This is a genomic window from Bradyrhizobium yuanmingense (genome assembly GCF_029167105.1).
Taxonomy (GTDB): domain Bacteria; phylum Pseudomonadota; class Alphaproteobacteria; order Rhizobiales; family Xanthobacteraceae; genus Bradyrhizobium; species Bradyrhizobium yuanmingense_A.
In genome coordinates this window covers 52,540-64,908 of sequence record NZ_JARFML010000017.1, presented here as the reverse complement: position 1 = coordinate 64,908, position 12,369 = coordinate 52,540, and the positions used below count along the sequence as shown (strand labels likewise).

Genomic DNA, 12,369 nt, shown 5'->3' with positions numbered 1-12,369 from the left:
ACGCCGTCAGTAGTCGGTCGATACGCTGAGCGTGCGCCATTTCTCCAGCTCGTCGAGACGCTGCCGGTCCGTCGCCGCGATGGCGTTGACGGCATCGCTGCCGAGCGCGATGCGCAGAGGCGGGTGATCCATGTTCGCGAGCTGCAATACCACGTCGGCCGCCTTGGCGGGATCACCGGGCTGACGGCCATCGTAGTCGCGCTGCATCCTGACGGGCGGCACCGACCACCGCGTCGTACTCCGGACGTCCTTCGTCGGTCTCATGCGAGGTCTGGGCAAAGCCGGTCCGGAAGCCGCCGGGCTCGACGATGGTCACATGCACGCCGATCAGCGCCATCTCGCGCGCCAGCGATTCCGAAAAGCCTTCGATACCCCATTTCGTCGCCGAATAGGGCGCGCGGGCCGGCGCGCCGATGCGGCCGCCGACCGACGAGACCTGCATGATGTGCCCGCGGCGCTGCTTGCGCAGCACCGGGATCGCCGCCTTGGTGACGATGATGGTGCCGATCAGATTGGCCTCGATCTGCTGCCGGAACGAGGCGAGGCTGGTGTCCTCGACCGAGCCGAGATCGCCATAGCCGGCATTGTTCACGACGACGTCGAGACCGCCGAAGGCTTCCACCGCGAGGTCGATCGCCGCTTGCGCTGCCGCTTCGTCGGTCACATCAAGCGTTGCCAGCCGCAGTCTTTCCCCGAAGCGTTCGCGCAGCGGTTCGAGCGGGTCGAGCTTGCGAGCCGTGGCCACCACCCGGTCGCCCGCAACGAGTGCGGCTTCCGTGATGGCGCGCCCCAACCCGCGCGAACTGCCGCTGATGAACCAGGTCTTCATTCCAGTCTCCGAAAGGACTTAAGGCGCGAGCCGCGTGAACACGTAATCGTGGCTCTTGGCACGGGCTTCGTGACAGCCCCAGCAGGTGCGGTGCTGGGCCTCGTCAACCGGCTTGCCGTTGATGAAGCGGCCAAAGCCCCAGCCTCCAGTGGAGGCATATTTCTTGGAATCCTTGACCATCACCTGGACCGTCGTAGCAGCACCGGGGATCGTCGCGGATGCAAATTCAGGTGATTGCTTCCGCTTCCAAGCGCGCTTGACCAACACGGTCCCGTCCGGGAACGGAAGCTTGCCGGCCTGGTAGGCATCGATGGCAGTCTGGTCGCCGACGACAGCGCGCAGTTCGTCGAGCGGCGCAGCCTCCTCGGCCGGCGCGATCAGCTCCCACTGCTTGTAGCCGGCGGGGATCGTGACGCCGAAGATCGGCGAGGCGTTGGCGGCCGTGCTTTCAGCCCGCGTCTGCGCCGAGACGATCGCGGCGAGATACGGCACGCAGGTCAGCAGAATGACGACGAGAACCACGGCAAGAACGATCACCGTGGAGAATGCGAAGGTTTTCTTTTCGGGTTCGGGCGGGGTCATGATCTCTCAACAGGCTCGGAGCGACGGAAATCCTCCGGTCCAGCCGGACTGGACCGGAGGCAGACAACATCCTCAGGCGCCGCCGTCGGCGTCGATGACGGCCTTGGCGAAGGCTTGCGGCGCTTCCTGTGGCAGATTGTGACCGACGCCGCCGGTGATCAGGCGAAACTCGTATCGGCCTGAGAACTTCCTGGCATAGGCGCTGGGATCGGGATGGGGTGCGCCGTTGGCGTCGCCCTCCATCGTGATCGTCGGCACTTCGATTTGCGGAGCTGCGGCCAGCTTCTTTTCGAGATGCTCGTATTTTGCCTCGCCCTGGGCGAGCCCGAGCCGCCAGCGATAGTTGTGGATCGTGATCGCGACATGATCCCTGTTGTCGAGCGCCGCCGCGCTCCTGTTGAAGGTGGCGTCGTCGAACTTCCATTGCGGCGAGGCCAGCTTCCAGATCAGCCTGGCGAAATCGTGCGTGTACTTCTCGTATCCGGCCCGGCCGCGCTCGGTCGCGAAATAGAACTGATACCACCATTGCAGCTCCGCCTGCGGCGGCAACGGCGCGTTGCCGGCAGCCTGGCTGGAGATCAGATAGCCGCTGACCGATACCAGCGCGCGGCAACGGTCCGGCCATAGCGCGGCGATGATGTCGGCGGTGCGTGCGCCCCAGTCGAAGCCGGCGACGACGGCCTTCTTGATCTCGAGCTTGTCCATCAGCGCGATGATGTCCGCGGCCATGGCCGCAGGCTCGCCGTTGCGCGGCGTTTCGCTGGAGAGGAAGTGCGTCGAGCCGTAACCGCGCAGATGAGGGATGATGACGCGATAGCCGGCCTGCGCCAGGATCGGTGCGACCTCGACGAAGGCGTGAATGTCGTAGGGCCAGCCATGCAGCAGGATCGCCACCGGACCGTTCGAGGGACCCGCCTCGGCATAGCCGACATTGAGGACGCCGGCTTCGATCTGCTTGATCGTGCCGAAGGACGCATTCGACGCTTGGGATCGCTGCGGTTCGGTCTCGGCACGCGCGAACGCGATCATGCCGATACCGGCGGCGGCAGCTCCCGTGGCGATGCCGAGAAACTGGCGGCGGTGCTGATCGATGATCCGTTTCATGAAGGTGTTACCTCGTCGTGGTTGATGATGGTGCGTCAGATCAGCGCGACCGTGACGTCGATGTTGCCGCGGACGGCCTTGGAGTAGGGGCAGGTTTGATGCGCTTCATCGATGATGCCGCGTGCGATCTCGGGGTCGAGTCCCGGCAGGCTGACATTGAGGCGCGCCCTCAGCGCGTAGGCGCCCTCGTCGAGCACCAGATCGATCTCCGCGTCGATCGCGCTTTTCCTGGGAAGGCTCACCTTCTGCTTGCGCGCGGCGAGTTCCATGGCGCCTTCGAAGCAGGCCGACCAGCCGGCCGCAAACAATTGCTCGGGATTTGTGCCGATGCCGGCCCCGCCCGGCGGCGACAGCTTGACGTCGAGGCGACCGTCGGAACTGCGCGATATGCCGTCGTGCCGGCCGCCGCTGGTGTGGGTCCGGGCCGTGTAGAGCAGTTTTGCCGTTTGCGTCATGAAGAGCTCCTTGCCGTCGCGCAAACTGACTAGCAGCGACGCGCTCCGGAGACCCGTTTGGACTTGTGAGAAATTGTGAGGCCGGCGCAGAAGCTGATGCGAGGTCTGCAAACAAGGTCTGAGGCCGATGCAACGCAGGCCTTGCGGGATGACTGCCCTCTGGCTATCCGATTCGCAAATGAGCAAGATTTCGCGATGACCACGCCGACCGGGCCAAGACTCTCGTTCGGACCATTCACCGTGGCGCCACATGAAAGGCTCGTGACGCGCGACGGCCTCGCGGTGCCGCTGGGTGCGAAGGCCTTCGACACGCTGATCGCACTGATGTCGCGGCCGAACGAGGTCGTCAGCAAATGGGATCTGATGGCGCTGGTGTGGCCCGGCATCACCGTCGAGGAGGCCAATCTGCGCTTTCATATCGCCGCTCTCCGCAAGGCGCTCGGCGACGGCAAGGACGGAGCGCGATACATCACGACGCTCTCCGGGCGCGGCTATTGCTTCGTGGCACCGACCTCGCACACGCAGCTTCCGGCGGCGCGGCGCTCGTCCCCGCCGATGGAATTGCCGCCGGTCAAGCTGCCAAATCGGCTGCAACGGATGGTCGGGCGCGACCAGGCGGTCGCCACCATCTCCGACAAGCTTCTCACCTCGCGCTTCGTCACGATCGTCGGTCCGGGCGGCGTGGGCAAGACTGCCGTCGCGGTGGCGATCGCCCACGACCTGCTCGCGCCGTTCTCCGACGCCGCGCATTTCGTCGACCTTGCCGCCCTCAGCGATCCCGATCTCGTGATCACCTCGATCCTGTTGATGCTCGGCTTGCCGGCCGAGACCGACGATCCCCTGCCCGCGCTGCTCGCGCATCTCCGCGACAAGCGGTTGCTGCTCATCCTCGACAATTGCGAGCATGTCATCGTCGCGGCGGCACCGCTGGCTTCGGCGATCTTCCACGCTGCGCCTGATGTCCACATCCTCGCCACCAGCCGCGAAGCCCTGCGCGTCGAGGGCGAGCAGGTCTATCGATTGGCACCGCTCGCCGTACCGCCTGATAGTGCCGGGCTGACCGCGGCGGCCGCGCAGACCTATCCCGCGCTTCAGCTCTTCATCGAACGGGCGACCGCTGGCGGCGCGCAGATCGCGCTCGACGATGGCAATGCCGCGCTCGTCGCCGGCATCTGCCGCAAGCTCGACGGCATGGCCCTGGCGATCGAGCTCGCCGCCGGCCGGGTCGAAGCCTTCGGCCTGGAGCAGACGGCCGCGCTGCTCGACGAGCGTCTCAATCTGCTCTGGCAGGGCCAGCGCACCGCGCCGCCGCGGCAGAAGACGTTGCGGGCGACGCTGGACTGGAGCTACGGGCTGCTGTCGGACATCGAGCGCCTCGTGCTGCGGCGGCTGGCGGTCTTCGCAGGTCACTTCACCCTCGACGCCGCCCTCGAGGTCGTCCCCGATGAACGTGCCGATCGCTCCCGCCTGTTCGATGCCATTGACAATCTCGTCGCCAAATCGATGGTCGCGCCGCGGCCGATCGGCGCCATGATGCGCTACCGTCTGCTCGATACCACGCGCGCCTACCTGCTCGAGATCGAGCCGAACGATGCCTCGCTCGCCGCCCGCCACGCGACCTACTACCGGCGATGGCTGGAGCAGGCCGGCGGCACATGGGCGGCAACGCCGAACGCCGACGAACGGGCGGTCCACTTCTCCGCGCTCCACAACGTGCGTGCCGCGCTGGACTGGTGCTTTGGCACGGGCGGCGACGCCAACGCCGGCATTGCGCTCGCCGCCGCGGCAGCGCCGATCTTCCTCGCGATGTCCCTCTTGATCGAATGCCGGCGCTGGTCGGAACGGGCACTGCTTGCCATGACCCCGTCCGCGCGCGGCAGCGCCGATGAAATGCATATCCAGGCTGCCCTCGGGCTGACCCTGATGTTCACGCGCGGCGGCAGCGAGGCGGCGCGCGTGGCCTTGAGCAGGAGCCTTGCGATCGCGGAGGCGCGCGGCGACGCGCCGAACCAGCTCCAGCTGCTCGGCCGCATGCACATCTTCCACGAACGGATGGGGCAGTTCGATGCCGCGCTTGGCTATGCGCAGCAGAGCCTTGCGGTCGCGCAGCCGCTCGGCGATCCCGGCTCGATCGTCCTCGCCCATTCGCTGCTCGGGGTCTCGCTACATCTGGCCGGCCAGCACCGCGACGCCCTGAAGATGCTGGAGGTCGCATGGCAAGGGCCGGGCGCCGAACGAATCAGCACCATCCATGGCTTCGATCATCGCAACCGGGCCGGCATCACGCTGGCGCGCGAACTCTGGTTGCAGGGCCGTCCCGCGGACGCGCGGCAGCTGGCGCAGCAGACGGTGACTGAAGCCGCGCAGATGGAGCATCCGATCACGCTGTGCATCGCCCTGATCTGGGCGGTCTCGATCTCGCTCTGGGACGGCGATCTCGACGGCGCGGAACAGAGCATCGACCAGTTCATCGCGCATGCCGAATCTCGCTCAATGGGCCCCTATCTCGTGGTGGGCCGCGGCGTGAAAGGCGAACTGGCGATCCGGCGGGGAGACGCCGCGCAAGGCGTCGATACGATCTTCGCTTGCCTACGCGATCTCCACGAGGCCGGCTACGAACTGCTCACCACGACTTTCAACATCGCGCTGGTTCAAGGCTTGTTGGCGCTCGGACGGACCGAGCAGAGCGCACACCTGATTGACGATGCGATCCGCCTCGTCGATCAGAGCGGCGATCATCTCTACATGCCCGAGTTGCTGCGGATGAAAGGCAGAGTTCTGTTGTCGCTGCCAGAGCCCGACGTCGAGCGGGCACAAGCCCACTTCATGCAATCCCTGGATCTCAGTCGCCGGCAAGGCGCCACGGCCTGGGAGCTGCGCGCTGCGATCGATCTCGCTGGGCTGTTTGCCGGACGCGGGCAGCGCGACGAGGCGAAGCGATGGCTTCAATCGGCGCTCGAGGGCTTTGCCGAGGGCTCCGAAACGGCGGATATCAGAGCGGCCAGCGCGTTTCTGACCACGCTGTAGCGGATCACCCCGTCGGCGTACCCTGCTTCCACTGGCCGCCGGCGATCTTCGCCGCGGCAATCACCGCCTGCGTCCGGCTCTCGACGCCGAGCTTCTGCAGGATGGCCGAGACATGAGCCTTGATGGTGGCCTCGGAGACACCGAGCTCGTAGGCGATCTGCTTGTTGAGAAGGCCCTCCGACAGCATCATCAGGACGCGAACCTGCTGCGGCGTCAGCGTCACCAGGCGGTCGCGGAGACGGGTCATGTCGGGGTCGGCGGCGACGGACAGATCGGTATCGGCGGGGACCCAGACGTCGCCCTCCATCACCTTGAGGATGGCGTCGCGCAAGGTCTCGACCCCGAATCGCTTGGGAATGAAACCGGACGCGCCGAAATCGAGCGAACGGCGGATCGTGGCGCTGTCGTCGGAGGCCGAGACGATCACGACCGGGATCGCCGGGTATTGCGCACGCAGATAGATCAGGCCGGAAAAGCCGGAGATCCCGGGCATGGAGAGGTCGAGCAGCACCAGATCGACCTCGGAGGTCTGCTCCAGAAGCTTGGTCAAGTCCTCGAAGGATCCGGCCTCGTCGATCTGTGCCGCGGGAAGGACGCCCGCCACCGCCTGCCGCAGCGCATCGCGGAACAGGGGATGATCATCGGCGATGACGAGATGGGTGTTTGCATTGGCTGTTGCAGTCATCTGTTCCGCAGGCCGACGAAAGATCGGGAAAGAAGTTCAACTCGTTGCTGATCAAGCAGCAATTGGCGATTGTTTACTGACTGGAGCCGTCTTGCAAGGCAACCTTCCGCCCGTAGTCGCAAGGCAGTTAATCACAGGCGCGAACCAATTGATGTTGCAGCGCAAAAAGCCACTGACGGGTTTCATCAGTCCCTGAACAGCAGGTCCCGGGTCAACTCCTCGATCACAGCGACCGCCTGAAGCGCTGCTCTCAATCGCTCGCGATCACGGGCCGACAACGGCTTGACCAACACCGCATTGGAGGGCGGCGTCCCCTGCGCCACATCCGCAATCTGTTGCGACACAATCAGCTTCAGAAAGATACCATGGGCCTCGTCGAGCGCATCGAGATCGGTCTCGCCACGGCCAACCAGGGCCTTCACGCCCGCGAGGCGTTGCGATGTCGATCGTCCCATCACATGGTAAAGGATCGCCATCGCACGCGCCGCAGCGACCAGGCCGAACAGCCCTGCCGCCTTGAGGTCGATGCGACCGCCGTCAGTGCGAATGCCGCCGAAGAATTTCAGGCTCGCAGGGACGCTGATCCCTTCGACCAGAAGCTTGGCGAACGCGACCTGCCCCTCGGCTGCCGCGAAAGCCGCCTGCCTGACCGCGACGGCAAGGCTGCCGTCGCCATGAACGGCCCGGAGATCGAAGAAGATATCGACCGACAGCAGATCCTTTGGACTGGAGCGGCAGACCCAGTGCTCGATGCGGTCCCGCCACGTTGCAACCGAGCCGCGCCAGGGTGGGTTTTTCGCCATGACGCCCCCCATGCAATAGGGCACACCGGCCTCGTGCAGAATATCTGCAACGTGAACTGCGAACGTCTCAAACCAGCGATCCTCGTCGCCTCCCGGCTCGCCTTGCGCGAAGATCACGGCATTGTCCTGATCCATCGCCAGCAGGCTTTCGCCGCGCCCGGCAGACCCGAGCACGATCAGCGTGTATGGCGTTGGGGCCGCGCCCCGACCGCGATCCCGCATGATCCGCTCGGCGATCACGGCGGCCTGACGGGTGAGGGCGCAGAGCTCGCTGGAGATCACCTCCGCAATCTGACGCCCGGACAATCCTTCCGCCAGGAGCACCTCCGCAACCCGCGGCAGCTTCGCCCAGGCCAGCGCCAATGCCTGCGTATCCGCGGCATCCTCGATCTCGTCGCCGAGCGATATGGCCTCCCCTGCCCGCAGACGCAGCAGGTCCCGTGCGGACAACGCACCGACCACCCGGCCGGCCTCATCGACGACGCCGAGATGGCGGGTCTTGAGGCGATTCATCCGGCCAATCGCGCGATAGACGAGCGCGTCCTCGGGAATCGCCGCCAGCGGCCTGCTCATGATGCGGTGCACCGGCAGCTCCAGCGCGGGGGCACCGAGCCGGGCGATCGCCCGCAGCACGTCACGCTCGGTAACGATCCCGGCCTCGACGGCCTTGATATCGTCGGCGGCCGCATCCGCCGCACCGACGTACACAGCCGATATTCTCTCGCTGGTCATTCGCGCCAGGGCGTCGCTCACCGAAACGTCTGGACCGACGAAAATGACGGGATACCGCATGATGTCGCGGTTGCGGTGGCGATAGGCGTAGGCGTCGAACCGCTTCAGCGTTTGCTCTGCATCGATACGGGCCGTCGCTTCGATCGGCTCGACCCAACCCATCCGCACCTGATCGTCGAGCACCGTGGTGAGCGCGCGACAGACCCGCTCGGCCTCCGCAACGGTCCGGATGCCGTGCTCGCGCAGCCTCGGCAGCAGCGCCAGGAAGATCCGTGCCGTCGTGATCGCATCGCCGAGAGCGGAGTGCCGGCCGGCCACGTCAATGCCAAGCCAGGCCGCAAGATTCTCCAGCTGGTATCCGCCGAGGTCCGGCGCAACGATCTCCGCAAGCAGTCTGGTATCAAGCGTTCGAGGCCGGGACCATGGCAATCCCGCCAGATCGCATTCGCGCTTCAGGACGGCCAGATCGAAACCGATCATGTGCCCGATGACGACCGCCCGGCCGAGGAATGCCTCGAAACGCGGCCACACATCCACGAACAGCGGCGATTCAGCGACCATGGCATCATCGATGCCGTGAATGCGCGTCGTTTCGGCGGGGATCGGTTGGCCGGCCGGACTCAGCAATTGAACGAACGAACCGCCATCGGCCAGCTTTCCGGCCGACAGACGCACGCCGGCAAGCTCGATCACCCGCGCCTTGCGCGGATCGAGCCCAGTCGTTTCGGCATCGATGACAACGGCGTCGAGCGACAAAAGCGGGGCAGCACCACTTGTCGTAACCATTGTCCTCCCTCGGAAGGCCCGGACCGTGATGCCGGCCGGCAAACCGGGCATTGGCAGAGGCCGGGCGATCCTACGCCAGCAGCGTGTTGGTCACCGCAGCCGCATCGATACGATCGACCAATTCGTCATGGATGTTGCACAGGCTGACACGCAGGTAATTGCGGATCGTCTCGAAATCCCGTCCGCGCAGTTTTTCGTGGATCGGCATTATCGCAAAATAGGTTTCCGCCAGCGGCTCGGGAATGTCCATCACGCGCTTGGGCGCATGCCCGCCAACGAGGTCGAGCCGCTGCTCCAGTTCGCGCCGGGCCTCAAGCCAGGCGTCCTCGCCGAGCGACGGCGGCACGGGGTAACGGTCGAAAACCGAGAGGACGACGAGGATCATCTGGTCGAGAACCGCCCGGCGCTGCATGCCGGCATGTGGGCGCAATACCCCCTCGACCATCTCGCCGACCATCGCAAGCCCGAGCGGATAAGCCTGCCAGCGCGACCGTTCGACGGCTTGTGCAAAGCCTTCCTCGGCAAACAGCACCTTGGCGTAATGGCCCGCGCGGGCACGCGAATACTCGTAAATGCCCTTTTGCACGATGAATGCCGACTGCGCGTCGATGAAGTCGGCAAGCGCCTTGCGATCGCCAATCGGCGGCCGGGGACGAAAGAACCCTTCGAACAGCTTCATTTGCCTAACCTGCCAGATCGTCCGGTGCGTTCGGCAAGGGCCACCATCTGGAAACTCCATGTTTCAATGCAGCATCGCTATTAGCAGCTGCAACAAATTTTCCCGCCGAAAGTATAATAAGCCTTGGTAACCTGCAGTGTTAGCCTCAGCTCGCTTCCAATCGGCAAAAGATCGACGGAAGCAGCGGCGCGGGGGACGCCGCAGTTGTGGGATTGCAATCCCTCGACCGTTCAATTCCGGCGCATTGGCGAACCGGCTCTTGAGGGAGGATTGCAACCCATGATCGACTCAACAAATCTGAAAGAGAGAGAAGTAGCGCACTGGGCGAAGACCTCGCGCCTGATGTTCACGCATCTCGGCATCTGGTTCTTCTTCGGCTTCATCATCCATATGTTCGTGGATCCCCTCAACAAGATGGTCATCCCGATCCTCGGTTTTCCGCTCGGCTTCTATATGGCGGCGCAGGGGTCGCTTATCGTGTTCGTGGTGATGCTGTTCGTGTTTGCGAAACAGCAGGACAGGATCGATCGCGAATTTGATTTTGCTGAGGACGATTGAGGGGAGGAGACGGACCATGGCCACGGAAGCCACGACAAGCACTTCGGACTTCATCAAGAATCTGGGCAAGATGTACGGCACCTACACGGGTGGGTTCCTCGCATTCATCCTGTTGCTTGCATTTCTCGAGCAGGCCGGCGTTCCCAACAAGATCCTGGGCTACCTGTTCGTGTTCTTCACGCTTGCGGTCTACGCCATCATTGGCGTCATGACGCGAACCGCGCAGGTCTCGGAATACTACGTCGCCGGCCGGCGCGTCCCCGCTTTCTACAACGGCATGGCAACGGGCGCCGACTGGATGTCGGCGGCATCCTTCGTCGGCATGGCCGGCACCCTGTTCCTGCTTGGCTATGACGGCCTCGCCTGGGTGCTTGGATGGACTGGCGGATTTGTGCTGGTGTCGATCCTGATCGGACCGTATCTGCGCAAGTTCGGTGCCTATACGGTGCCCGACTTCCTGTCGTTCCGTTACGGCGGCAACTTTGCCCGAATTCTCGGTGTGATCGTGCTGGTTGCCTGCTCCTTCACCTATGTGACGGCGCAGATCTACGGCACCGGCCTTATCGCATCGCGATTCCTCGGCATGCAGTTCGAGCTTGCGGTGTTCGCGGGCCTGGTCGGCATCCTGCTTTGCGCCATGCTCGGCGGCATGCGCGCGGTGACGTGGACGCAGATCGCGCAGTACATCGTTCTCATTATCGCCTATCTGACGCCGATCGTGATCCTGTCCACCATGAAGTACGGAATTCCGCTTCCGCAGCTCACCTACGGACAGGCGATCGCCGACATCACCGCGCGAGAGCAGGGGATGCTGGCGTCGGGTCTGGCGACAGCCGCGGCGCTCAAGCCGCATATCCAGCCGTTCATCAACTATAGCCCGCTCAACTTTTTCGCGATCATCATGTGCATGATGGTCGGCACGGCTTCGCTGCCGCATATCCTGATGCGCTATTTCACCACGCCGTCAGTGCGTGAGGCGCGCCAGTCCGTGGCATGGTCGCTGCTGTTCATCTTCCTGCTGTACTTTTCGGCGCCGGCTTACGCGGCTTTCTCCAAGCTGGAGGTCTATACCAACATCATCGGCAGGGACCTGACGGCAATCCGCCCATGGTTATTCACCTGGGGCGAGCTTGGGCTGATCCAGATCTGCGGCAAGAACGCGGCCAGCATTGATGCTGTCGTTGCGGCCTGCAAGGCGATTGCCGGACATCCCGGCGTGGTGCGGCTGCAGGACTTCGTCATCAACACGGACGTGATCGTGCTATCGACGCCGGAAATCGCGGGCCTTCCGTATGTGATTTCGGGTCTCGTGGCGGCCGGTGGTCTCGCCGCCGCCTTGTCCACCGCTGACGGGCTGCTGCTCGCCATCGCGAACGCGTTGTCGCACGACATCTACTACAAGATGATCGACCCGAACGCGCCGACCATCCGCCGCCTCACGGTGGCGCGTGTTCTTCTCGTGGGCGTCGCCGTGGTCGCGGCTGCGACGGCAGCTACCAAGCCCGCGGACATCCTGGCCATGGTCGGCTGGGCATTCTCGCTTGCAATGGCGGGCAACTTCCCGGCCCTCGTGATGGGTGTCTGGTGGAAACGCACGACGGCGGCCGGTGCGGTCTGCGGCATCATCGCCGGCTTCGGGCTCTGCTTGTTCTACCTCGTGACCACGCGCTACTTCCCGGGTGCGGGCGTGAAGTACTTCGGCATGACGTCGCTGCTCAATCCGGCCACCGGTGCGCCGCTGGTCGATATCGCCAAGGCGATGGCGCTGCCCAACGCCATGGAGAGCTTCCCGACGCTCGCGCACCCGCTGGCCAACAAGGTCGGCTGGTTCAACCTTACCAACATCGCCTGCGGACTGCTCGGAGCCCCGCTCGGCTTCCTCGTCATCTATGTCGTCAGCCTGCTCGGCAGGGAGCCGTCGAGGGAAATGCAGGCCTATGTCGATGACATCAGGAGGCCGCGAGGCAGGACGGTGCTCGAGGAAAAGACTACCTGAGGCATCGCAGCGCCAAAGTCGCCAGACGGGGCCCCCCCTTGGGCCCCGTCTTTGTCTTGTCTGAAATGCCAGTCTTGTCGGGACACAATGCCCTTGCCATTGTCGCACAAGATGCCGGTTGAGGATTGAGCTG

Annotated in this window: 9 protein-coding genes and 1 pseudogene; 3 read left to right on the top strand and 7 right to left on the bottom strand. The window is 64.5% G+C overall.

What is annotated here, in order from left to right; genetic code table 11:
• Positions 1-6: 6 nt before the first annotated feature.
• The 4 genes and pseudogenes from P0R31_RS22435 to P0R31_RS22420 form a co-directional block, all read right to left on the bottom strand.
• Positions 7-829: pseudogene (locus P0R31_RS22435) on the bottom strand (SDR family NAD(P)-dependent oxidoreductase).
• A gap of 18 nt (positions 830-847) precedes the next feature.
• Positions 848-1,411: a cytochrome P460 family protein gene (locus tag P0R31_RS22430; RefSeq protein WP_275516331.1), complete on the bottom strand. Its 564-nt coding sequence runs from the start codon at positions 1,409-1,411 to the stop codon at positions 848-850.
• A 72-nt stretch (positions 1,412-1,483) separates the two neighbouring features.
• Positions 1,484-2,515, bottom strand: coding sequence for an alpha/beta fold hydrolase (locus P0R31_RS22425; RefSeq protein ID WP_275516329.1), 1,032 nt, complete (start codon positions 2,513-2,515; stop codon positions 1,484-1,486).
• 35 nt (positions 2,516-2,550) lie between these two features.
• Positions 2,551-2,970: an organic hydroperoxide resistance protein gene (locus P0R31_RS22420; RefSeq protein ID WP_275516327.1), complete on the bottom strand. Its 420-nt coding sequence runs from the start codon at positions 2,968-2,970 to the stop codon at positions 2,551-2,553.
• A gap of 195 nt (positions 2,971-3,165) precedes the next feature.
• Between P0R31_RS22420 and P0R31_RS22415 the strand changes: the two genes are divergently transcribed.
• A complete protein-coding gene (locus tag P0R31_RS22415; protein ID WP_275516325.1) occupies positions 3,166-5,997 on the top strand; it encodes an ATP-binding protein in 2,832 nt (943 codons plus the stop codon).
• 4 nt (positions 5,998-6,001) lie between these two features.
• Here the strand turns inward: P0R31_RS22415 and P0R31_RS22410 are convergent, their stop codons facing one another.
• The 3 genes from P0R31_RS22410 to P0R31_RS22400 form a co-directional block, all read right to left on the bottom strand.
• Entirely contained in the window at positions 6,002-6,682 is a 681-nt protein-coding gene (locus P0R31_RS22410) for a response regulator transcription factor (RefSeq protein WP_275516323.1), read from the bottom strand.
• Positions 6,683-6,867: 185 nt separating this feature from the next.
• Positions 6,868-9,003 (bottom strand): DUF294 nucleotidyltransferase-like domain-containing protein, encoded by a 2,136-nt coding sequence (locus tag P0R31_RS22405; protein WP_275516322.1) that lies wholly within the window; start codon positions 9,001-9,003, stop codon positions 6,868-6,870.
• Positions 9,004-9,073: 70 nt separating this feature from the next.
• Positions 9,074-9,682 (bottom strand): hypothetical protein, encoded by a 609-nt coding sequence (locus P0R31_RS22400; RefSeq protein WP_275516320.1) that lies wholly within the window; start codon positions 9,680-9,682, stop codon positions 9,074-9,076.
• 279 nt (positions 9,683-9,961) lie between these two features.
• On the opposite strand from P0R31_RS22400, the gene P0R31_RS22395 reads away from it, so the two are divergent.
• A complete protein-coding gene (locus P0R31_RS22395; RefSeq protein WP_275516446.1) occupies positions 9,962-10,240 on the top strand; it encodes a DUF4212 domain-containing protein in 279 nt (92 codons plus the stop codon).
• A 16-nt stretch (positions 10,241-10,256) separates the two neighbouring features.
• On the top strand, positions 10,257-12,236 hold the full coding sequence (locus P0R31_RS22390; RefSeq protein ID WP_157285657.1) for a sodium:solute symporter family protein: 1,980 nt from the start codon (positions 10,257-10,259) through the stop codon (positions 12,234-12,236).
• Positions 12,237-12,369 lie beyond the last annotated feature (133 nt).

Coding starts and splice junctions, on each gene's coding strand:
- P0R31_RS22430 (WP_275516331.1), bottom strand. CDS start 1,411: ATGACCCCGCCCGAACCCGAAAAGAAAACCTTCGCATTCTCCACGGTG.
- P0R31_RS22425 (WP_275516329.1), bottom strand. CDS start 2,515: ATGAAACGGATCATCGATCAGCACCGCCGCCAGTTTCTCGGCATCGCC.
- P0R31_RS22420 (WP_275516327.1), bottom strand. CDS start 2,970: ATGACGCAAACGGCAAAACTGCTCTACACGGCCCGGACCCACACCAGC.
- P0R31_RS22415 (WP_275516325.1), top strand. CDS start 3,166: ATGACCACGCCGACCGGGCCAAGACTCTCGTTCGGACCATTCACCGTG.
- P0R31_RS22410 (WP_275516323.1), bottom strand. CDS start 6,682: ATGACTGCAACAGCCAATGCAAACACCCATCTCGTCATCGCCGATGAT.
- P0R31_RS22405 (WP_275516322.1), bottom strand. CDS start 9,003: ATGGTTACGACAAGTGGTGCTGCCCCGCTTTTGTCGCTCGACGCCGTT.
- P0R31_RS22400 (WP_275516320.1), bottom strand. CDS start 9,682: ATGAAGCTGTTCGAAGGGTTCTTTCGTCCCCGGCCGCCGATTGGCGAT.
- P0R31_RS22395 (WP_275516446.1), top strand. CDS start 9,962: ATGATCGACTCAACAAATCTGAAAGAGAGAGAAGTAGCGCACTGGGCG.
- P0R31_RS22390 (WP_157285657.1), top strand. CDS start 10,257: ATGGCCACGGAAGCCACGACAAGCACTTCGGACTTCATCAAGAATCTG.